Raw genomic sequence first — 20,357 nt, forward strand, 5'->3', positions numbered from 1 at the left:
TCCTCACCATCGCTTGATCGGTACCCTCTCCCATTTTGGGAGAGGGTTAGGGTGAGGGAAAACATCAGCACGATTACCACCCCAGCACTAACTGCCGTTCCAGCTGGGGATCCACCAGCGTCACATGCAATCCCACCAGCCGTACACCACGCCCTGCGCGCCGCTCATCCCACGCCTGGCGAGCGACGGCGATCATGTCATCCTTGTTTAACACCTGCCAGACGTGCTCTTGCGTGGTCTGCTGGAAATCATTGAACTTAAGCTTCACACCCTGTCGCGCGATCTGCTTATCGGGACGAATGTTGGTTAGCCGACGATCCAACTCCTCATAGAGGAAATCGATAATCGCCAGACACTGCTCCCAGCTGTGAATGTCTTCCATCAACGTCCGTTCGACCCCCAGTGATTTGCGCTCACGCTCCACCACCACATCGCGGTCATCAATGCCGTTGCTGCGTTCCCACAACACACGCCCGAACTTGCCAAAGCGTTTCAGCAGCAGCGCCAGATCGCTGCGCTGTACATCCGCGCAGGTGTGCAATCCCATCTCTTCCAGCTTTTTGGTGGCCACTTTGCCAACGCCGGGAATTTTGCTCAGCGGCAGCGTCAGTAAAAAGTCAGGCATGACCTGCGGCGTAATCACATATTGCCCATTGGGCTTATTCAGATCCGAGGCGATCTTGGCGAGGAATTTAATCGGTGCGATACCCGCCGAGGCGGTTAAGCCGGTTTCACGCAGGATATCAGCACGGATCGCCTGCGCCATGAGCGTAGCTGAACCCTGGCAATGCCCGCTGTCGGTGACATCCAGATAGGCTTCATCCAGTGAGAGCGGTTCAACCAGTGCGGTATAGCGCGAGAAGATATCGCGAATCTGGCGTGACGCCTCTTTATAAGCATCAAAACGCCCAGGCAAGAGCCTGAGATGCGGACACAGCTTCAGCGCCGTTGCGGTTGGCATTGCGCTGCGCACGCCGTATTTACGCGCTGGATAGTTGGCGGTGCTGATCACCCCGCGCTGCACGCGGCTGCCGCCGATGGCGATGGGAATATCACGTAATGAGGGATCGTCGCGCATTTCCACCGCTGCGAAAAAGCAGTCCATATCAACATGAATGATTTTACGCATACGCCCTCCGAATACTGGATAAGTATACAGCAGCGAAAAATATCGGCAATAAATGTTGTGCGACGAATTAAAGTTTACAAAATTCTGGTCGTAATCCCTTTAGGAATGCACCATTTTCACCGACACTGACTTGATTAAACGTCAGACAATGTTAATGTTGCGCTGCGGTAGCGGATATTTCCGATAATGCAATACCAAGACGCTCAGCGTCATCGTCTCTCTTCACTTCAAGGTATACACAGAATGGGCAGAATCGCATTGTTGCTTGCGATGATTCTTATGCCAGTCCTTAGCTGGGCAATTTCGCCAGAGCCAACCCAACCGTCGGCTCCGGTGAGCAAAGAGTTAAAGAAACAGTTACTTGGCACCCCCGTTTTTATTCAGATTTTCAAGGAAGAGCGTACGCTGGAACTGTACGGCAAAATCGGTAATGAATATCGTCTGCTGGACAGCTATCGCATTTGTAATTTCTCTGGCGGTTTAGGGCCTAAACGTCGTCAGGGCGATTTTAAGAGTCCGGAAGGGTTTTATAACGTTAAGCTCAACCAGCTAAAACCGGACAGCCGTTTTTACCGCGCAATTAACACCGGATTCCCGAATCAATACGATCGCGATAAAGGTTATGACGGTAACTATTTGATGATCCATGGTGATTGCGTATCGATTGGCTGCTACGCCATGACCAATGCATCGATGGATGAGATCTTCACTTACGTTAACGCCGCGCTGCGTAACGGTCAGCAGGACGTGCAGATTAATATCTTCCCGTTCCATATGACCGACAGCAACATGCAGCGTCATCGTTACTCGACGTACATCAACTTCTGGCGTGAACTGCAGCCGGGCTATGCGTACTTTGAAAAGTACCATGTGCCGCCGACGGTGAATGTGACCACCACCGGGCAATATGCGGTCAACAGCACGCCGGTGATTTCAACACCGGATGCTGCCTCGAAGTCATTCCTGGCGCTCACCCAGGCAAAATAATGCCCACTCGCCTGGCACTATCCGGTGCCAGGTTTCATTCCCCGTCAGCGGCTGTGTCGCAATTACTGTCACCACATCTTTTGGCGTGGTTTGCTGCAAAAAATCAATCTCTACATCCTGATCGAGCAAGGTGGCTTTGCCAAACGGCGCACGGCGCGTAATCCAATACAGGTTGGTTGAGCAGAACGCCATCAGGTAACGCCCGTCAGACAGCAGCATGTTAAACACGCCCTTCTGCCGCAGTTCGCCTGCCAGCTCAGCAATATAGCGAAACACCGCTGGCCAGTTGCCCGGCGTACGCGGATAGCGCTCAGCCAGTTTATGCAGGATCCAGCAAAATGCCTTCTCGCTGTCCGTTTCACCCACGGGTCGAAAATGGCCGGTTTCCAGTTGGCGATAGCCTTTTAGCTGCCCATTGTGCGCGTAAGTCCAGTTGCGGCCCCACAGCTCACGGGTAAAGGGATGCGTATTTTCCAGCGACACTTCACCACGGTTCGCCTGGCGGATATGTGCCACAACCGAATGCGATTTGATCGGGTATTCCTGCACTAAGCGGGCAATCGGTGAGTTAAAGCTGGGTTGTGGATCTTTGAAGGTGCGGCAGCCTTTCCCTTCATAAAAGGTAATGCCCCAGCCATCTTTGTGCGGCCCGGTTCCACCGCCACGCTGCACCAGACCGGTAAAACTGAAACAGATGTCCGTAGGGACATTGGCGCTCATCCCGAGCAATTCGCACATAGCAACCGCCTTAAGTCAGAACCTCCCACGCGGGTGGGAGGGACACGTCATTACTTAACCATCTCTTTTTCGACCAGCAGCATCAAGATATGAATCACTTTAATGTGAATCTCCTGAATGCGGTCGGCATAGCCAAAGTGCGGTACACGAATTTCGATATCCGCCGTGCCAGCCATTTTGCCGCCATCTTTACCGGTCAGGGTAATCACTTTCATGCCTTTAGCACGTGCCGCTTCCACCGCTTTGATGATGTTTGCGGAGTTACCGGAGGTCGACAGACCGAGCAGTACATCGCCTTCACGGCCCACAGCTTCGATATAGCGTGAAAAGACGTAGTCATAGCCGAAATCATTACTCACGCAGGAGAGATGGCTGACATCAGAGATGGCAATTGCCGGGTAGCCAGGACGATTTTCACGGTAGCGCCCGGTCAGCTCTTCAGCGAAGTGCATCGCATCACAGTGTGAGCCACCGTTGCCGCAGGAGAGCACTTTGCCACCGGCCTTGAAGCTATCAGCCAGCAGCACCGCGGCGCGCTGAATTGCGTGAATGTTCGCTTCATCACTCAGAAACTTGTTGAGCGTATCGGCTGCTTCATTAAGTTCCGAGCGAATAATGTCCTGATACATAGGGATGTCCTTTAGAGGAAAGATTGACCCTGCAAGTTTAACGGAATGGGGCAAAGCCGCAAAGCGCCCGCATCGAGTAAAAACACCTTGTGAGCTAACCGTTTCGCGTGTTCTTGACGGCAAGCGGTGATTTTGTGAGTTCCGTTGTAATTGCGATGTAAACAGATTGCTAAATCTCGTCCGCTGCTCTAAACCTTAATGCATAACAGGTCAGACCTCTTACAACTTACGGAGCAGTTCATTATGTTGCTTGCCTCGATTGTCGCAACGCTGATTTTGATTAGCGCCCTCTTCTACCATCAAGTGTCGCTGCGCATCAGCAGCGTGGTTCTTCTGCTGTGGACGGCAGGACTCGCCGCTGCAGGCCTCTGGACGCCTTGGCTGCTTCTGCCTTTGGCGATTATCCTGCTGCCTTTCAATTTGCCAGCCATGCGCCGCAGCATGTTCTCTAAACCGGCGCTGCACAGCTTCCAGAAAGTGATGCCGCCGATGTCTCGTACGGAAAAAGAGGCCATCGATGCCGGTACCACATGGTGGGAAGGCGACCTGTTCCGCGGCAAACCAGACTGGCAGAAACTGCATAACTATCCTCAACCGCGTTTAACGGAAGAGGAACAAGCCTTTATTGATGGGCCGGTTGAAGAAGCCTGTCGCATGGCCAACGATTACCAGATCACCCACGAGTTGGCTGATTTGCCACCCGAGCTGTGGGCCTATCTGAAACAGCATCGTTTCTTCGCCATGATCATCAAGAAAGAGTATGGCGGCCTCGAATTTTCGGCGTATGCACAAGCGCGCGTCCTGCAAAAGCTGGCGGGCGTATCGGGCATTCTGGCGATTACCGTTGGTGTACCAAATTCACTCGGCCCAGGCGAATTGCTGCAACATTACGGCACTGATGAGCAGAAAGATCACTATCTGCCGCGTTTGGCGCGTGGTGATGAAATTCCTTGCTTCGCGTTAACCAGCCCGGAAGCGGGTTCGGATGCTGGTGCCATTCCCGATACCGGTGTGGTGTGCATGGGTGACTGGCAGGGTCAGCAGGTGCTGGGTATGCGCCTGACCTGGAACAAGCGTTATATCACTCTGGCACCGATTGCGACCGTGCTGGGCTTAGCCTTTAAACTGTCCGATCCCGATCACTTACTGGGCGATGTCGAAGAGTTAGGCATTACCTGTGCATTAATTCCGACTCAAACTCCCGGCGTGGAAATTGGTCAACGCCACTTCCCGCTCAACGTGCCGTTCCAGAATGGTCCAACGCGCGGCAAAGATATTTTCGTACCGATCGATTTCATCATCGGTGGTCCAGCCATGGCCGGTCAGGGCTGGCGCATGCTGGTTGAGTGCTTATCAGTAGGCCGTGGCATCACTTTACCATCCAACTCGACCGGCAGCCTGAAGAGTATCGCGTTGGCGACCGGGGCTTATGCGCACATTCGCCGCCAGTTCAAAGTTTCCATCGGCAAGATGGAAGGGATCGAAGAGCCACTGGCGCGCATTGCGGGCAACGCCTACGTGATGGATGCCGCTGCAACCTTGATCACCAGCGGCATTATGCTCGGTGAAAAACCGGCGGTGCTGTCCGCCATCGTGAAGTATCACTGCACCCATCGTGGTCAGCGCGCGATTATTGATGCGATGGATATCGCAGGCGGTAAAGGCATCATGCTCGGTGAGAACAACTTCCTGGCTCGTGCTTACCAGGGCGCGCCGATTGCTATCACAGTGGAAGGCGCCAATATCCTGACCCGTAGCATGATCATCTTTGGTCAGGGGGCGATTCGCTGCCATCCTTGGGTGTTGGAAGAGATGAACGCGGCCGCCAAAAATGATCTGGTTGCTTTTGACCGCGCACTCTTCAGCCATATCGGCCATGTCGGCAGTAACAAAGTACGCAGCCTGTGGCTTGGCTTAACCGGCGGTCGCACCAGCGCTGCGCCAACCCGTGATGTGACGCGTCGCTACTACCAGCAACTCAACCGCCTCAGCGCCAACCTCGCGCTGCTGTCAGATGTTTCAATGGCGGTGTTAGGCGGCAGCCTGAAACGCCGTGAGCGTATCTCTGCGCGCTTAGGCGATGTGCTGAGTCAGATGTATCTGGCGTCCGCCACGCTGAAACGCTATGACGACGAAGGCCGCAACGAAGCGGATCTGCCGCTGGTGCATTGGGGCGTCCAGGATGCGCTGCATCAGGCGGAAGTGGCGATGGACGATCTGCTGCGTAACTTCCCGAATCGTTGGGTCGCGGGCGCACTGCGCATGGTGATCTTCGCCGGAGGTAAACACTGCCCAGCACCATCAGACAAACTGGACCATAAACTGGCGAAACTGCTGCAACTGCCATCCGCGACACGCACCCGTCTGGGACGCGGTATGTATTTGACGCCAAGCGAGCATAACCCAGCAGGCCAACTGGAGCAGGCGCTGCAGGATGTCATGGCAGCAGAAGTGATTCATGAACGTCTCTGCCAGCAGCAGAAAAAACATCTGTCCTTTACCCGACTGGATGCACTGGCGCAGCGTGCGTTGAAAGAGGGTTGGATTGATGAGAGCGAGGCGAAAGTGTTAACCCGAGCCGAAGCCAGTCGTCTGAAAGCGATTAACGTGGATGATTTTGCACCCGAAGCGCTGGCGGCCCCGAAGCCACAAACGCCCGCCAAAACACGCGAGAATGAAGCCGCGTAAGCCTAACCGGCGGCCCTCGGGCCGCCCTAAATTTATCCTGCCTGACGAATCCGCGCGATCAGCGCATCAACATCCGCAATATGGTCTGCTGCCAGAATCAAAGTCCGACCCAGCGTAATGCAGCTACGAATACATTCCGTACGCATCGTGTCATCAGTAATCTGTTTGAAATCGGCCACGTGCGACATCCCGACCGTGCGGCGAATCAGCTCCGTGCCGCAATAGCCAATGGTGTCACTCCACACTTTGCGCAGGAAGGCTTCAGCATAGCCCGGATAGGCCAGCGCAACGTCAGTGGTGTTCGCCTGTGCCAGTTCCAGGAAGCGGCGAGAGAATTGGCTCCACACTTCATGCACATCACTTAAGCGACGCTCACGCCCTTCCGCGGCTTCACGCGGTGCCAGTAAGCCCGGCAGGCAGCAGTAGTTAATCAGCAGATTGCCGATGGCGCTGCCAACATCAAAACCGATCGGGCCGAAATAGCCAAACTCAGCGTCAATCACCTTCAGGCTGCCGTCTGCCACAAAGATCGATCCGCTGTGCACATCGCCGTGTAATAAGGCTTCGGCATCCGCGAAGAAACGATGCTTCAGACCGGCAACGGCAATTTTCAGCGCATCGTCAGTGCGTAGGCTGACCACCAGCGACTCCAGCGCAGCGGGGTATTTATTGCGTTCGTGATCGATGAAGGGATCGTTGAAGAACAGGTCTTCGGTGATTTCGCACATTTCCGGGTTAATGAAACGCGCCACCTCGGCTTTTTTCTTGTGCGGATGCAGGAAGAAATCAGACGTATGGAACAGCGTCTGCGCCAGATACTCTCCCAGCTGATGACCGGCTTGAGGATAGTAAGCCCCTTTAACCAGTTCGCCGCGCCAGATGCGATGGCTGGAGAGGTCTTCCATCACCATAACTGCCAGTTCGGCATCGTAATGGGTGACGTTGACGGTGTGCGCTGGGCAGTGTTTATAGTGCTCAACCAGCGTCTGCGCCTCCAGACGCGCGCGATCCAGCGTTAGCGGCCAGGACTCACCAACGCAGCGTACGTAGGGCAATGCCTGCTTAACCACCACACGGCTCTGACCTTGATTATCAAAAATTTTAAAGACCAGGTTGAGATTACCATCGCCGATCTCTTCTGCGCTGACCAGCGCTGACGGATCGTCCACACCGCCAAATTTTTTAGCATATTCCACAGCATCAGCAGCGGTGAAGGTACGGTATTGCGACATTGCCTGTTCCTCGACATTCGATAGTAATAAGCCGTTTGGACGTCTATACATCCGTCACGCATGTTGGCACAATAGCCGCTATTAACGCAACAGGGATTTCACACCATGCAAACACTTCGTACCACCAGCCTTGAGGTCCGCGATAACCAACTGTGGATCCTCGATCAACAGGCGCTGCCACAACAACAGAACTGGCTGCCTGCGCACACCGTTGCCCAGTTGGTCGACCATATCCATGCGCTGCGTGTACGCGGTGCACCGTTAATCGGCCTGTCTGCCAGCCTGCTGCTGGCGCTGCTGGGTGAACAAGGCGTGGCGCGCGCTGAGTTAGCTGAAGCGCTGGAAGTGCTCAGGGCAGCACGTCCAACGGCGGTGAACCTGATGAACAATCTGGATCGCATGAAAAATGCGCTGACGGAGAGCGATCACGTTACGGCGCTGAGTACCGAGGCGCTGCGTCTGGTGGCGGAAGATAAGCAACTGTGTGACAACATTGCTCGTGCCGGATCGGCTTTGGTTAAGCCTGGCAGCCAACTGCTGACGCACTGCAACACGGGCGGCCTTGCCACGGCTGGCGTCGGTACCGCGTTGGGGGTGATCGCCCATGCGCATCAGCAAGGTTTGGTGAGCAATGTCTGGGTGGATGAAACCCGCCCTCTGTTGCAAGGAGGCCGCTTAACCGCATGGGAACTGGGCGAACTGAATATCCCTTACCAACTGATCACCGATTCAATGGCGGCCAGTCTGATGGCGCGCGGCGTGGTTGATGCGATTTGGGTCGGTGCCGATCGCATCGCGGCTAACGGCGATGTGGCCAACAAGATCGGCACCTACAGCCTGGCCGTGCTGGCGCACTATCACGGTATTCCCTTCTATGTTGCAGCACCGCACACCACGCTGGATCGCCTTTGCCCGAACGGCGAAGCGATTCCAATTGAACAGCGCGCCGCCAGTGAAGTCACCGGCGTGTCCGGCAGTTTTGGTCGTGTACAGTGGGCACCAGAGAATGCCGCCGTGTATAACCCGGCATTTGATGTCACGCCTGCGGCGTTGATCAGCGGTTGGGTGTTGGATACTGGCGTGGTGACGCCTGCGCAGGTGAAGGAAGGGATTTTTCAGCCGTAATCTTTGCCGTTGAGGACAAGGTCGCCATAAATGGCGACCTTACAATGGCCTGTAGGGTGCGCATTCATGCGCACCGATAATTACGCCAGGCGCGGATAGGAGTCAGCAATCTTGTCGCCGGTGAAGTTGGCGATCCAACCTTCCTGGTTATCAAAAATACGGATTGCCGTGAAGTGCGGCTCTGAACCCATATCAAACCAGTGCGCGGTTCCCTCTGGCACCGAGATCAGGTCATTCTTCTCACACAGAATCTGATACACCTCATTGCCAATGTGCAGGCAGAACAGGCCAGATCCTTCAACGAAGAAACGCACTTCATCTTCGCTGTGGGTGTGTTCATTGAGGAACTTCTCGCGGAGTACCTGTTTGTTGGGATTGTCCGCACGCATGCTCAGCACATCCCAGCTCTGATAGCCCTTCTCAGCCACCAGACGATCAATCGCATGTTGATACGCTTTGATCACCGTTTCCGCGTCAGGATCGTTACCCAGATCGCGATCCGCTTCCCAGCGTTCAAATCTAACGTTTTTGGCATTCAGTCGCTCGCGAATGGCTTCAGCATCGGTGCTGTGCCACACCGGCTGGCTGGCTTCGGTATCGCTAAAAATGGTCAGTGCACTCATGTTAAATCGACTCCGGTTTAATCTGGGAAAAATCATTCACCTGATGATGACGGCTGGCGTTATCCGCCTCGCCACGAATTAACTGCAATGTGTGCCAACCCGCCTCTGCTGCCGCATCGAGTTCCTGATGAATATCCGACAGGAACAACAAGGAAGAGGGGGCAAGGCCAATCTGTTCGGCAATATTGCGATACGATTGCACTTCACGTTTGGCACCGACAGCCGTATCAAAATAGCCGCTAAACAACGAGGTTAAATCACCTTCGTCGCTGTAGCCAAATAACAGTTTCTGCGCGGGGACCGATCCCGAGGAATAAACGTACAAAGCAATCCCCTGCTGCTGCCAGCGCTCAAATGCGGGCAGCACATCCGGATAGAGATGACCGGTGAACTGACCTTCAACATAGCCTGCGCGCCAGATCATGCCCTGTAGCGCTTTCAGGCCGGGGGATTTGCGGTCCTGATCGATGTAACCCAGAAGCGTAGTGATCACCTCTTCCAGCGTCGCCTGTGGCGCGTCGGACTCGGTGCGTACCGCATTCAGTGCCGCAATCACCTGTTCATCCGCCTGATTCTCGCGGACAAATGTTGCCAGATGCTGGCGCGCATAGGGGAACAGAACGTTGTGCACAAACTGAATATCGCTGGTGGTGCCTTCAATATCCGTAACAATCGCGCGAATCATTTGGCCTCCAGCAGGCGACGTTGTAGTTCACATTCAAACAGAAATTCCAGACCTTCCAGATGACGACGCGCTTCATTGACGTCTTTACCCCAGCAGGTCAAACCATGGCCACGCAGTAGAAATCCGTATTGCAGCGGCGTATCCGCGGCAAAGGCTTCAATACGCTGTGCCAACGCATCAATATCCTGGTCGTTATCAAACAGGGGAATCGAGACGGTGTTGAGGTGTGTGTCTTGACCGGCGAGGGTTTTCTGCATCTCGTAGCCACTCAGCAACAGCGCACTGCCCTTCTCAACGCGTGACAGCACGGTGGAATTAACGGTGTGCGTATGCAGCACGGCCCCCGCTTGCGGGAACAGACGATAGATTAAGGTGTGCAGCCCGGTCTCTGCTGAAGGTTTACGTCCCGAAGGCACAAGATTGCTGGCAATTTCTACCTGAATAAAGTCTTCACGCGTCAGGTTACCTTTGTCTTTGCCTGATGCGCTCAATAAGCAGTATTTCGCATCCTGGCGTACCGACATATTACCGCCGGTGGCAGGCGCCCAGCCTTTGGCACCAATCCAGTGGCAGGCGGCCACTAAATGTTCCAGTGGGAGAAAATCCGTCATAGCGATGTACAGGCTCCGCAGGTTAGATTTAGACGTCTAAGCGTCTCGATTGCCAAATATTACCATCCTGTTTATAGTGGCAGCAACACAGGGTTTCTCCGCATCGACATTCGCGCTTAAGGCCACTAAATAATGACGCAGCTCAACCTGATCCCCGAGAGCAAATTACCGGCGCTCGGCACCACGATTTTTACTCAAATGAGCGCCCTTGCCGCGCAGCACAATGCCATCAATCTGTCACAAGGTTTCCCGGATTTTGATGGCCCACACTATTTGCAGGAGCGTCTGGCCTATCATGTCAGCCAGGGCGCAAACCAATATGCACCGATGACCGGTGCGTTACCACTGCGCGAAGCGATTGCCGATAAAACCGTTGAGCTTTACGGCCATAAACCCGATGTGAACAGTGATATCACCGTGACCGCCGGTGCAACGGAAGCGCTGTATGCCGCGATCACGGCGTTGGTGCGTCCGGGCGATGAAGTGATCTGTTTTGATCCCAGCTATGACAGCTACGCGCCTGCGGTGCAATTGGCTGGCGGCGTATTAAAACGTATTGCATTGCAGCCGCCAGGGTTTCGCGTTGACTGGCCTGCCTTCCGCAGCCTGTTAAGCGCTAAAACCCGCTTGGTGATCCTGAACACGCCACACAATCCTTCTGCCACGGTGTGGCGTAAGAGTGATTATGCCGAGCTGTGGCAGGCCATCGCCGAGCAGGAAATCTATGTGCTGAGCGATGAAGTTTACGAACATATCTGCTTCGATGAAGAGGGCCATGCCAGCGTATTAGCCCATGCTGAACTGCGTCAGCGCGCCATTGCCGTCTCCTCTTTCGGCAAAACCTTCCACATGACCGGCTGGAAAGTGGGCTACTGTATCGCGCCTGCGGCTATCAGCGCGGAAATCCGTAAAGTGCATCAGTATCTGACGTTTTCGGTCAACACCCCGGCACAGTTAGCAATTGCCGACATGCTGCGTCAGGAGCCGGAACACTATCGCGATTTACCGACGTTTTATCGTGCACGCCGCGATTGTCTGGTGGATGCCTTGTCCTCCAGCCGCTTCAAAGTGCTGCCGTGCGAAGGCACCTACTTTGTATTGCTGGACTACAGCGCGATTTCCGATCTGGATGACGTCAGTTTCTGCCAGTGGCTGACCAAAGAAGTCGGCGTGGCCGCCATTCCGCTGTCGGTATTCTGCGCCGATGCTTTCCCGCACAAGCTGATCCGCCTGTGCTTTGCCAAACAAGAAGCGACGCTTATCGCCGCTGCGGAGCGTTTATGTCAGATTTAAAAATTACCGTTCTGCAGGAAACCCTGAGCTGGATGGATGGCGCGGCTAATTTGCGCCATTTTGACGGCGTGCTGAAAGGCATTGAAGGCCGCGATCTGATTCTGCTGCCGGAAATGTTTACCACCGGCTTTGCTATGGAAGCCGCGGAAAGTTCGCTGCCGCAAGAGCAAGTAGTCGAGTGGTTGCACCATCATGCCAAAGCCAGCAATGCGCTTGTCGGCGGCAGTGCAGCCATTCAAACGGAAAAAGGGGCGGTTAACCGTTTCCTGTTGGTGGAACCGAATGGCACGCTACATCAGTACGATAAGCGCCATCTGTTCCGCATGGCGAATGAGCATCAGCACTATGTACCGGGTGAGACGCGTGAAGTGTTTACCTGGCGCGGCTGGCGTATTCTGCCGCAGATTTGCTACGACCTGCGTTTCCCGGTGTTCTCCCGTAATCACAACGATTACGATCTGGCGCTTTACGTTGCCAACTGGCCTGCACCGCGTGCCCTGCACTGGCAGTCTCTGCTGTTAGCCCGTGCCATTGAAAATCAGGCTTACGTGGCTGGTTGTAACCGCGTTGGTAGCGACGGCAACAGCCATCAATACAGTGGCGATAGCCGGATTATTTCGCCATTGGGTGAGATTCTGGCCGCAGGCGAGCCTTTCGCCCGCACCCGCCTGGATGCAGAGCTGTCGCTGGACGATCTTCGAGCGTACCGCGAACGCTTCCCCGCGTGGCGCGATGCTGATGCGTATACGTTGAAGTAATAAAAAACCCCGGCAAGCCGGGGTTTTTATTTATCTGAACAGCATTACAAATCGAAGCGGTCCAGGTTCATCACCTTGGTCCAGGCGGCGACGAAGTCATTCACAAACTTCTGTTTGGCATCGCTGCTGGCGTACACTTCGGCCAGCGCACGCAGGATGGCGTTGGAACCGAATACCAGGTCTGCACGTGTAGCGCTGTACTTCACTTCACCACTGGCACGATCGCGGCCTTCAAACAGCTCGCTGCTTTCATCCGTGGCGCGCCACGCGGTGCGCATATCCAGCAAATTAACGAAGAAGTCATTGCTCAATACGCCAACACGATCGGTGAACACGCCATGCTGGCTGCCATCAAAGTTGCTGCCCAGCACGCGTAAGCCACCGATCAATACCGTTAATTCCGGTGCGCTCAGCGTCAGTTGTTGGGCTTTATCCAGCAGCAGGGTTTCGGTAGAAGAACCACCAGCAATACGACGATAGTTGCGGAAACCATCGGCCATTGGCTGCAACACATCAAACGACTCGACATCGGTTTGATCCTGACGCGCATCCACACGCCCCGCCGTGAACGGTACCTGCACCGCCACGCCAGCGGCGGCAGCCGCCATTTCAATGCCGACGCTTCCCGCCAGCACAATCACATCTGCCAGGGAGGCTTTGCCAGACGCTTGCTGAATTTTTTGCAGCGTTGGCAGCACATCGTTGATCACGCTGGCATTGACCGCCCAGCTGTTTTGTGGTGCCAGTGCCAGACGTGCACCGTTAGCACCACCGCGCTTATCACCGCCACGGAAGGTTGAGGCTGAAGCCCAGGCCACAGACACTAACTGGCTGGCGCTTAAGCCGGATGCGGCAATTTTTGCTTTCAGATCGGTGATATCGTCCGCTGTCGGCTGATGCGTGGCCGCCGGTAACGGGTCCTGCCACAGCAGATCTTCCTTCGGCACTTCTGGACCGATGTAACGCGCTTTTGGCCCCATATCACGGTGGGTCAGTTTGAACCAGGCGCGGGCAAAGGCTTCATTGAACGATTGCGGATCGTTGAGGAAGCGACGTGAGATTTTCTCAAATTCAGGATCAAAGCGCAGCGTCAGGTCAGTCACCAACATGGTCGGTTTACGCTTTTTCTCCGGGTCGAATGGATCGGGGATAATCGCTTCGGCATTCACCGCTTCAAACTGGATCGCACCCGCTGGGCTGTGGGTCTGTACCCATTCGTATTTGAACAGGTTCTCGAAGAAGTAGTTGCTCCACTGGGTTGGCGTCTGGGTCCAGACCACTTCAAGACCAGAAGTGATGGCATCCGCACCGGCACCGCTGCCGTAACTGCTGTTCCAGCCTAAGCCCTGTGCTTCCAGCGGTGATGCTTCAGGATCGGCACCGACGTGGCTGGCAGCCGCCGCACCGTGCGTTTTACCCAGAGTATGACCACCGGCAATCAGCGCGACGATCTCTTCATCGTTCATGCCCATATTGCCGAAGGTGGCGCGAATCGCCGGTGCCGCTGACTTTGGATCGCCGCTGGCTTCTGGTCCTTCCGGGTTAACGTAGATCAGGCCCATTTCAGTAGCACCGACCGGTGCGTTCGCCAGGCTCTCTGGATGGCGATGCGCCAGCCACTCTTTCTCGTTACCCCAATCCACATCCAGATCCGGTTCCCACACATCTTCACGGCCTGCGCCGAAACCAAAGGTACGGAAGCCCGCGTTTTCCAGCGAGACGTTACCCGCCAGGATGTAGAGGTCGGCCCAGGAGATTTTCTGGCCATATTTTTGCTTCACCGGCCACAGCAGGCGACGCGCTTTATCAAGGCTCACGTTATCCGGCCAAGAGTTGAGCGGTGCAAAGCGCTGCTGACCACGGCCCGAACCGCCGCGACCATCTACGGTACGGTAGGTACCGGCACTGTGCCACGCCATGCGAATGAACAGCCCAATATAGCTGCCCCAGTCGGCTGGCCACCAGGATTGGGAGTCGGTGAGGATGGCACGAATATCGGCTTTCAGCGCTGAATAGTCCAGCTTGCTGAATTCGTCACGGTAGTTGAACGTGTCACTGAGGGGGTTGGAACGGTTGGAATGCTGGCTTAGCAGATCGACACGCAGTTGATTGGGCCACCAGTCACGGTTAGTCGTGCCATCGCCGGCACCACGTGCAGGTGGATTAGGATTTTCCGCGCCCCCATGATGGAAGGGACATTTACCTGAGGCTGCTACATTATCGTTATCATTTGACATGCTCATTTTCGGCTCCGTTAGCTTCTCGTTGTGCAATTAAGATAACCGCACATAATGATAGCTTAAACTTGGAATAACCGAAGATTTTGATAGTTTTAGTCTTTCAAAAGAAGAGTGTGAAGTGCCACACATAACATCGGCTTGTTGATGGCGAGGTGCGCATAAATGCGCACCGTACAGTCCCGCACCTGTAGGGGCGCCATTTATGGCGACCGCTGGTGAAACAGAGACCGATCAACTGCCGCGATACGTTGACCACGACCACGGCGAAATCAGGAACGGCAGATGATAATGGCTACCCGCTGCACCTATCACGAAATCAATTTGCGCGCTGACATACAGGGCATCACGGCCATCCGCGGCAAAGTAGTCACCGATTTCGGCAGTGAGTCGGTAATGGCCGGGCGCAAGGGGTTCTGGCGTAAGGTCTTTCAGGCGGCCATCACTGTCGGTTTCCCCTTCCGCCAATGGCAGCCAGCCTTCCGGACTGTTCTGCTCCAGTGAAATGGCCACGCCAATCGCGGGTTTACCCAACGCGGTGTCCAGAATGTGCGTAGTAATGGTGCTCATACGATGCTCTCCTTTAAGCGTAACAGAGTGATTTCCCGCAACTGCGTCAGCGCTTCTTGCTGCTCGGTTTCATCATCATTGTTGAGCCTGCGCTGCAACTCCGCCAGCATCTCCTCGCCACTGCGTCCTTTGGCTCGGATCAAAAACACCCGACCAAAGCGCTGCTCATAGGATTGATTGCCCGCCAGCATGGCAAATTGTAATGCGCCATCAGCCTTCTGCATCGCTGACTGCTCATTGCGCGACAATGACGCCTCTTTACCCACACCTTGCGCTTTTTCACCAATGCGAGGATGAGCACTTAACGCTTGCTCCAGTTCTGCACGTTGCCAATTCTGCGCCAGGCGATCGGCTGCGCTGTGCAGCGCGGCCAGATCGTCAAAAGGACGTGCAGCAACCACCGCCCGTTGCCAGCTGGGAATCGCCACGCAGTGTGCTATCGCAACCTGCGCATCGGCGTCAGCGGCCTGATTAAAACTTGCCAGATCCATGCCATCACTCCCTCAACTACGCGCCAGATCGCACACCGCTTGCAGATACGCCTGCACACCATAGGCCACGTCAACCGTTTGTACGGACTCCGCCGGATGATGGCTGATGCCGCGATGATTACGCACAAATAACATCCCAACCGGCCAGCGTTCTGCAATCGCTATCGCATCGTGACCGGCACCGCTCGGCAACGACACACTGCGGCCCTGTACGGTTTCGACGGCGTGGCTCAAGGCCTGCTGTAAGCGCGCATCACAGGTGGTGGCAGCAATGCGATAAAACTCGTTCGAGGTAAACGTCAGGCCACGGCGCAAGGCAATCGCTTGTGCCTGGGTTAACAGCATCGACTGCAAACGCTCCAGCGGCTCATCCACTGGACCACGGACATCCAGCGACAGCTGAACCTCGCCAGGGATAACGTTCACGGCGCCCGGTAAACAGTTTAAGGTGCCGACGGTGGCGACCAGCTGTGGATCTTGCTCACGTGTGGTCTGCTCAACAAACACCATCCATTCCGCCGCAGCGGCCAGCGCATCTTTACGATGTGCCATCGGCACGGTGCCTGCATGACCTGCCTCACCGATAAAACTGCAGTTCAGGCGGCGTGCACCGTTGATGGCGGTGACGACTCCCAGCGCCAGATCTTCCTGCTCAAGACAAGGCCCTTGTTCGATATGCAGTTCAAGGTAAGCAGCAATATCGTTCACGTCACGTGCCGCCTGCATAATCTTTGTCGCATCCAGCCCAACATCCTGCATCGCTTCTGCAACCGTAATGCCGTTTCCATCTGGGTGCGTCACCCAGCTTTCTGGCCAGGTGCCGGTAATACCGCGACTGCCCAGCAGCGTGATACCAAAACGCGTGCCCTCTTCATCGCCGAAGCCGACGATCTCAATCGCCAGCGGCAGCCGCTGTTGATGGTCGTGTAACCACTGTACCGTTTCGATGGCACTCAGCACGCCCAGCATGCCGTCATAACGCCCCGCGTTGCGTACGGTGTCGAGATGGGAGCCCAGCAATAGCGCTTTCGCCCCCGGTTCTGCCGCTTCATATCGGCCGCAGATGTTGCCGACCGCATCCTGCCAGGTGGTCATGCCAGCCGCCTGCATCCACTCTGCAACACGGGCGTTGGCGCGAACCTGCTCAGGGGACAAATAGACGCGCGTCAGGCCCTCTTCACTTTCGCTGATCTCAGCCAGTGCATCGCAGCGCGTCATGACACGAGCGGCGGCGGCTTGCGCCTCGCTGGCGGTCATCAGGCTGTTGCTCATGCGTGGCTCCCATAATGATCCCACGCGGCCTGCAATGCTGCGCCCTGAGTGGAACGGAAACCAACGTGATTGAGCACGGCTTCCAGCGCGCTCAGCGTTTGCATCACGCAATCTTTACGCGCGTTGTAACCCATGGTGCCGATACGCCACACTTTGCCGTGCAGAGGACCAAATGAGGTACCGATCTCAATGCCGAAATCTTCCAGCACCAGCTTGCGCACCTGATCGCCATTCACACCCTGCGGGATCACCACGCCGAGCACATTATTCATCTTGTGTTTCAGATCGCCAAAAGTCTCAAGACCCATGCCCTGAATGCCTTTCAGCAACGCCTCACCGTGCAGTTTATGACGCGCGATACCGTTATCCAGACCTTCCTGCATCATCAGACGTGCGCATTCACGTGCACCGAACAGGGCAGTGGTGGCTTCAGTGTGGTGGTTGAGACGTTCTGGTCCCCAGTAATCCATGATCATGCCGAGATCGAAATAGTTGGAGTAGATCATCTCGTCGTCGCCATCCTGATGATCCGCCGTACGAATGCCTTCTTCGACACACTTACGTTTGCGGATCACCGCTTCCATTTGCGGGCTGAGGGTGATCGGCGAGGTGCCAGAGGGGCCACCCAGGCATTTCTGCATACCTGCGGAAACCGCATCCACTCCCCACGCATCGGTCTCCAGTGCGTTGCCGCCCAGTGACGCGGTAGCATCGGTATAGAACAGCACACCATATTTCTGGCAGATCGCCCCCAGCTGCTCCAGCGGTTGCAGCATGGTGGTGGAGGTATCGCCTTGCACTGTCAACAGCAGACGCGGCTGTACCTTTTTGATCGCATCTTCGATCTGATCCGGCGTGAAGACTTCACCCCACGGCACCTCAATGGTATGCACTTCAGCACGGCAACGGCGGGCAATCTCACACAGCAGATGACCAAAGCGGCCAAATACCGGCACCAGCACTTTGTCACCCGGTCGGATGGCGGAGAGCAAAATCGCTTCAATGCCTGCGCGTGACGTGCCATTAATCAGCATGGTCCAGCGGTTTTCGGTACGGAATACGCCACGGTAGAGCGCCATCACTTCATTCATGTAGTGCGTCATCGCCGGATCGTACTGCCCCAGCAACTGGCTCGACATGGCGCGCAGCACGCGCGGATCGGCATTAATCGGGCCAGGCCCCATCAACAGGCGCTGCGGCGGATTGATTTGCGAAAACTGACTGATATCCATGGTGTATTCCTTATTGAAAACTTAGAGGCGCACGGTCGAAATAAACTGCTTCAGCTCAGCGGTTTGCGGGTTAGCGAACAGCGTTTTGCTGTCGCCCTGTTCCCAAACGCGCCCCTGATGCATAAAGACCACGCGATCGCCCACATCACGGGCGAAGTTCATTTCGTGGGTAACGAGGATCAGCGTCATGCCTTCGGCAGCAAGCTGTTCCAGCACTTTCAGCACTTCCCCCACCAGCTCGGGATCGAGCGCCGAGGTGATTTCGTCACACAATAAAACTTTCGGCTGCATCGCCAGCGCACGGGCGATCGCCACGCGCTGCTGTTGGCCGCCAGATAAATTGGCCGGGTAATAATTCAGACGCTCGCCGAGGCCGACTTTTTCCAGCATCTGTGCCGCCAGTTCACGGCATTCGGCCTCACTCTTTTTCAACACGCGACGCGGGGCCAGCATCACGTTTTCCAGTGCGGTCATGTGCGGGAACAGGTTAAAGTTCTGGAACACCATCCCTACCGAGCGGCTAATTTCGCGCGCTTGTGATTCACGGTCAGTGATGGTCATCCCGCCGAGTTTGATGCTGCCTTCCTGATAGCCTTCCAGCCCGTTCATGCAGCGGAGCAAGGTGCTTTTGCCTGACCCGCTGCGGCCGATGATCGAGATCACTTCACCGTGATCGACGTCGAGATCGACCCCTTTCAACACATGGTTGTCGCCGTAGTACTTCTGTACCTGATTAATGGTGATGAGCGGCATTGAATTTTTTCTCCAGGTACTGGCTGTAACGCGACAGCGGATAACACATCAGGAAGTAACCCAGCGCCACCAGGCCAAACACCTTGAAGGGCTGATACGTCACATTGTTCAAAATGGTGCCGGCTTTAGTCAGCTCAACGAAGCCGATAATCGATGCCAGGGCGGTGCCTTTAATCACCTGCACCGCAAACCCCACTGTGGGCGCGATGGCGATACGAATCGCTTGCGGCGCCACAACGCGGTACAACGTCTGTCCAAAATTCAGGCCGAGGCAGCGTGAAGCTTCCCACTGGCCTTTCGGCAAGGCACGAATACTGCCGTGCCAGATATCCACCAAAAATGCGCTGGTGTAGAGGGTTAGCGCCAGTGAGGCTGCGGTCCAGGGTGCCACGTCAATGCCGAACAAGCCCACGCCAAAGAAGGCAAGAAACAGCTGCATTAACAGCGGGGTGCCCTGAAACAGCTCGGTGTAGCAGCGAATCACGCGCGTCAGCCAGGGGCGCTTCAACAGGCGTAAAAACAGCAGCGGTAAGGTCACCAGCGTGCCGCCAAAGAAGGCCACCAGCGACAGTAAAATCGTCCAGCGCGCCGCCAGCAGCAGGTTGCGCAGGATGTCCCAGTCGGTAAACGTTGTCATGCAGGCTGCGCTCCAAACCATTTACGTCCCAGCGCCAGCAGCAGCTGTCGCATGGCAATCGACAACGCCAGATAGATCAACGTGGTCACCAGATAGACTTCAAAACTCAAAAAGGTACGCGACTGAATCAGGTTGGCGGCGAAGGTCAACTCTTCATAAGACACCTGAGACACCACCGAAGAGCCGAGCATCACAATGATGCACTGGCTCACCAACGCTGGATAAATGCGCTGCAGCGAGGGCGGCAACACCACGCGAATAAAGGTCTGGGTACGACTTAAACCCAATACCCGGCCCGCTTCCCACTGCCCGCGCGGCGTCACCTGAATTCCGGCACGAATAATTTCGGTGCTGTAGGCGCCGAGGTTAATCAACATCGCCAGCAAAGCAGCTTCGCCCGCCGTCAGTTTCAGACCAAGATTGGGCAAACCAAAGACGATAAAGAACAGCTGCACCACGAATGGCGTGTTACGAATCAGCTCGACATAGACGCCCCAGATACGGCTTGCCCAACTCGGTTTGCCACTGCGCAGCGCAGCACCGAGAATACCCAGGCTAACGCCGCCTACCGTGGCTAATACTGTTATCTGAATCGTGACCCACAGCCCGGCCAGCAACTCTGGCCAGTGCGGCCAGAGATCTGCAAAATTGAGTTGCCCAATCATCG

Annotated in this window: 20 protein-coding genes; 5 read left to right on the forward strand and 15 right to left on the reverse strand. The window is 55.5% G+C overall.

Translation table 11 applies throughout. The features are described 5' to 3' along the window. Nucleotides 1–73: 73 nt before the first annotated feature. Nucleotides 74–1,129, reverse strand: a complete 1,056-nt coding sequence (gene dinB, locus PSSD_RS15985) for a DNA polymerase IV (RefSeq protein WP_039333164.1) — start codon at nt 1,127–1,129, stop codon at nt 74–76. 243 nt (nt 1,130–1,372) lie between these two features. Here dinB and dpaA point away from each other — a divergent pair, with 243 nt between their 5' ends. Continuing rightward, the gene (gene dpaA, locus PSSD_RS15990; RefSeq protein ID WP_039333166.1) at nt 1,373–2,116 is read left to right on the forward strand and encodes a peptidoglycan meso-diaminopimelic acid protein amidase; all 744 of its coding nucleotides are present in this window, start codon (nt 1,373–1,375) and stop codon (nt 2,114–2,116) included. Here dpaA and PSSD_RS15995 read toward each other — a convergent pair. Both PSSD_RS15995 and lpcA read right to left on the reverse strand, forming a co-directional pair. After that, entirely contained in the window at nt 2,087–2,854 is a 768-nt protein-coding gene (locus PSSD_RS15995) for a class II glutamine amidotransferase (RefSeq protein WP_039333168.1), read from the reverse strand. The genes dpaA and PSSD_RS15995 overlap by 30 nt on opposite strands. A gap of 50 nt (nt 2,855–2,904) precedes the next feature. Beyond that, nucleotides 2,905–3,483 (reverse strand): D-sedoheptulose 7-phosphate isomerase, encoded by a 579-nt coding sequence (gene lpcA / locus PSSD_RS16000; protein WP_039333170.1) that lies wholly within the window; start codon nt 3,481–3,483, stop codon nt 2,905–2,907. Nucleotides 3,484–3,726: 243 nt separating this feature from the next. On the opposite strand from lpcA, the gene fadE reads away from it, so the two are divergent. Beyond that, on the forward strand, nt 3,727–6,171 hold the full coding sequence (gene fadE / locus PSSD_RS16005; RefSeq protein ID WP_058972905.1) for an acyl-CoA dehydrogenase FadE: 2,445 nt from the start codon (nt 3,727–3,729) through the stop codon (nt 6,169–6,171). Between the two features lie 32 nt (nt 6,172–6,203). Here fadE and mtnK read toward each other — a convergent pair whose 3' ends face one another. Continuing rightward, nucleotides 6,204–7,403, reverse strand: coding sequence for an S-methyl-5-thioribose kinase (gene mtnK, locus PSSD_RS16010; protein WP_058972906.1), 1,200 nt, complete (start codon nt 7,401–7,403; stop codon nt 6,204–6,206). Nucleotides 7,404–7,508: 105 nt separating this feature from the next. On the opposite strand from mtnK, the gene mtnA reads away from it, so the two are divergent. Beyond that, nucleotides 7,509–8,528 carry an S-methyl-5-thioribose-1-phosphate isomerase gene (gene mtnA, locus PSSD_RS16015; RefSeq protein ID WP_058972907.1) on the forward strand — a complete coding sequence of 340 codons (1,020 nt, stop codon included), beginning with the start codon at nt 7,509–7,511 and terminating at the stop codon, nt 8,526–8,528. Between the two features lie 80 nt (nt 8,529–8,608). Here mtnA and PSSD_RS16020 read toward each other — a convergent pair whose 3' ends face one another. From PSSD_RS16020 to PSSD_RS16030, 3 genes are read right to left on the reverse strand one after another with little or no spacing between them, the layout of a single operon-like run. Next, on the reverse strand, nt 8,609–9,151 hold the full coding sequence (locus PSSD_RS16020) for a 1,2-dihydroxy-3-keto-5-methylthiopentene dioxygenase (RefSeq protein ID WP_058972908.1): 543 nt from the start codon (nt 9,149–9,151) through the stop codon (nt 8,609–8,611). 1 nt (nt 9,152) lies between these two features. Next, the gene (mtnC, locus tag PSSD_RS16025) at nt 9,153–9,836 is read right to left on the reverse strand and encodes an acireductone synthase (RefSeq protein ID WP_039333180.1); all 684 of its coding nucleotides are present in this window, start codon (nt 9,834–9,836) and stop codon (nt 9,153–9,155) included. Then, nucleotides 9,833–10,447: a methylthioribulose 1-phosphate dehydratase gene (locus PSSD_RS16030; RefSeq protein ID WP_058972909.1), complete on the reverse strand. Its 615-nt coding sequence runs from the start codon at nt 10,445–10,447 to the stop codon at nt 9,833–9,835. The genes mtnC and PSSD_RS16030 overlap by 4 nt, the downstream gene beginning before the upstream one ends. Before the next feature lie 132 nt (nt 10,448–10,579). On the opposite strand from PSSD_RS16030, the gene PSSD_RS16035 reads away from it, so the two are divergent. Continuing rightward, nucleotides 10,580–11,740, forward strand: a complete 1,161-nt coding sequence (locus PSSD_RS16035; protein ID WP_058972910.1) for a pyridoxal phosphate-dependent aminotransferase — start codon at nt 10,580–10,582, stop codon at nt 11,738–11,740. After that, complete coding sequence (locus PSSD_RS16040) at nt 11,728–12,498, forward strand: amidohydrolase (RefSeq protein ID WP_058972911.1); 771 nt, start codon at nt 11,728–11,730, stop codon at nt 12,496–12,498. The genes PSSD_RS16035 and PSSD_RS16040 overlap by 13 nt, the downstream gene beginning before the upstream one ends. A gap of 44 nt (nt 12,499–12,542) precedes the next feature. Here PSSD_RS16040 and katG read toward each other — a convergent pair whose 3' ends face one another. The 8 genes from katG to PSSD_RS16080 all read right to left on the reverse strand — a co-directional run bounded on the left by katG (nt 12,543) and on the right by PSSD_RS16080 (nt 20,355). Continuing rightward, entirely contained in the window at nt 12,543–14,741 is a 2,199-nt protein-coding gene (gene katG, locus PSSD_RS16045) for a catalase/peroxidase HPI (RefSeq protein ID WP_058972912.1), read from the reverse strand. A 228-nt stretch (nt 14,742–14,969) separates the two neighbouring features. Continuing rightward, on the reverse strand, nt 14,970–15,305 hold the full coding sequence (gene uraH, locus PSSD_RS16050; protein WP_058972913.1) for a hydroxyisourate hydrolase: 336 nt from the start codon (nt 15,303–15,305) through the stop codon (nt 14,970–14,972). After that, the gene (gene uraD / locus PSSD_RS16055; RefSeq protein WP_058972914.1) at nt 15,302–15,796 is read right to left on the reverse strand and encodes a 2-oxo-4-hydroxy-4-carboxy-5-ureidoimidazoline decarboxylase; all 495 of its coding nucleotides are present in this window, start codon (nt 15,794–15,796) and stop codon (nt 15,302–15,304) included. The genes uraH and uraD overlap by 4 nt, the downstream gene beginning before the upstream one ends. A 12-nt stretch (nt 15,797–15,808) precedes the next feature. Then, entirely contained in the window at nt 15,809–17,068 is a 1,260-nt protein-coding gene (gene hpxK, locus PSSD_RS16060; RefSeq protein ID WP_058972915.1) for an allantoate amidohydrolase, read from the reverse strand. Then, entirely contained in the window at nt 17,065–18,300 is a 1,236-nt protein-coding gene (locus tag PSSD_RS16065; protein WP_058972916.1) for a pyridoxal-phosphate-dependent aminotransferase family protein, read from the reverse strand. Before PSSD_RS16065 ends, hpxK begins: the two co-directional genes overlap by 4 nt. Before the next feature lie 21 nt (nt 18,301–18,321). Then, nucleotides 18,322–19,053, reverse strand: coding sequence for an amino acid ABC transporter ATP-binding protein (locus PSSD_RS16070; RefSeq protein ID WP_039333202.1), 732 nt, complete (start codon nt 19,051–19,053; stop codon nt 18,322–18,324). After that, the gene (locus PSSD_RS16075; protein WP_058972917.1) at nt 19,034–19,690 is read right to left on the reverse strand and encodes an amino acid ABC transporter permease; all 657 of its coding nucleotides are present in this window, start codon (nt 19,688–19,690) and stop codon (nt 19,034–19,036) included. The genes PSSD_RS16070 and PSSD_RS16075 overlap by 20 nt, the downstream gene beginning before the upstream one ends. Further along, nucleotides 19,687–20,355 carry an amino acid ABC transporter permease gene (locus tag PSSD_RS16080; RefSeq protein WP_058972918.1) on the reverse strand — a complete coding sequence of 223 codons (669 nt, stop codon included), beginning with the start codon at nt 20,353–20,355 and terminating at the stop codon, nt 19,687–19,689. The genes PSSD_RS16075 and PSSD_RS16080 overlap by 4 nt, the downstream gene beginning before the upstream one ends. Nucleotides 20,356–20,357 lie beyond the last annotated feature (2 nt).

Origin of the sequence: Type-D symbiont of Plautia stali, from assembly GCF_001485335.1 — a bacterium.
Taxonomy (GTDB): domain Bacteria; phylum Pseudomonadota; class Gammaproteobacteria; order Enterobacterales; family Enterobacteriaceae; genus Pantoea; species Pantoea vagans_C.

Bases quoted from the DNA above. Each gene is read 5' to 3' on its own strand.
- dpaA (WP_039333166.1), top strand. From the start codon at position 1,373: ATGGGCAGAATCGCATTGTTGCTTGCGATGATTCTTATGCCAGTCCTT.
- dinB (WP_039333164.1), bottom strand. From the start codon at position 1,129: ATGCGTAAAATCATTCATGTTGATATGGACTGCTTTTTCGCAGCGGTG.
- fadE (WP_058972905.1), top strand. From the start codon at position 3,727: ATGTTGCTTGCCTCGATTGTCGCAACGCTGATTTTGATTAGCGCCCTC.
- PSSD_RS16020 (WP_058972908.1), bottom strand. From the start codon at position 9,151: ATGAGTGCACTGACCATTTTTAGCGATACCGAAGCCAGCCAGCCGGTG.
- mtnK (WP_058972906.1), bottom strand. From the start codon at position 7,403: ATGTCGCAATACCGTACCTTCACCGCTGCTGATGCTGTGGAATATGCT.
- uraD (WP_058972914.1), bottom strand. From the start codon at position 15,796: ATGGATCTGGCAAGTTTTAATCAGGCCGCTGACGCCGATGCGCAGGTT.
- PSSD_RS16040 (WP_058972911.1), top strand. From the start codon at position 11,728: ATGTCAGATTTAAAAATTACCGTTCTGCAGGAAACCCTGAGCTGGATG.
- PSSD_RS16035 (WP_058972910.1), top strand. From the start codon at position 10,580: ATGACGCAGCTCAACCTGATCCCCGAGAGCAAATTACCGGCGCTCGGC.
- PSSD_RS15995 (WP_039333168.1), bottom strand. From the start codon at position 2,854: ATGTGCGAATTGCTCGGGATGAGCGCCAATGTCCCTACGGACATCTGT.
- hpxK (WP_058972915.1), bottom strand. From the start codon at position 17,068: ATGAGCAACAGCCTGATGACCGCCAGCGAGGCGCAAGCCGCCGCCGCT.
- PSSD_RS16070 (WP_039333202.1), bottom strand. From the start codon at position 19,053: ATGCCGCTCATCACCATTAATCAGGTACAGAAGTACTACGGCGACAAC.
- PSSD_RS16080 (WP_058972918.1), bottom strand. From the start codon at position 20,355: ATGATTGGGCAACTCAATTTTGCAGATCTCTGGCCGCACTGGCCAGAG.
- mtnC (WP_039333180.1), bottom strand. From the start codon at position 9,836: ATGATTCGCGCGATTGTTACGGATATTGAAGGCACCACCAGCGATATT.
- uraH (WP_058972913.1), bottom strand. From the start codon at position 15,305: ATGAGCACCATTACTACGCACATTCTGGACACCGCGTTGGGTAAACCC.
- PSSD_RS16030 (WP_058972909.1), bottom strand. From the start codon at position 10,447: ATGACGGATTTTCTCCCACTGGAACATTTAGTGGCCGCCTGCCACTGG.
- PSSD_RS16065 (WP_058972916.1), bottom strand. From the start codon at position 18,300: ATGGATATCAGTCAGTTTTCGCAAATCAATCCGCCGCAGCGCCTGTTG.
- mtnA (WP_058972907.1), top strand. From the start codon at position 7,509: ATGCAAACACTTCGTACCACCAGCCTTGAGGTCCGCGATAACCAACTG.
- katG (WP_058972912.1), bottom strand. From the start codon at position 14,741: ATGAGCATGTCAAATGATAACGATAATGTAGCAGCCTCAGGTAAATGT.
- PSSD_RS16075 (WP_058972917.1), bottom strand. From the start codon at position 19,690: ATGACAACGTTTACCGACTGGGACATCCTGCGCAACCTGCTGCTGGCG.
- lpcA (WP_039333170.1), bottom strand. From the start codon at position 3,483: ATGTATCAGGACATTATTCGCTCGGAACTTAATGAAGCAGCCGATACG.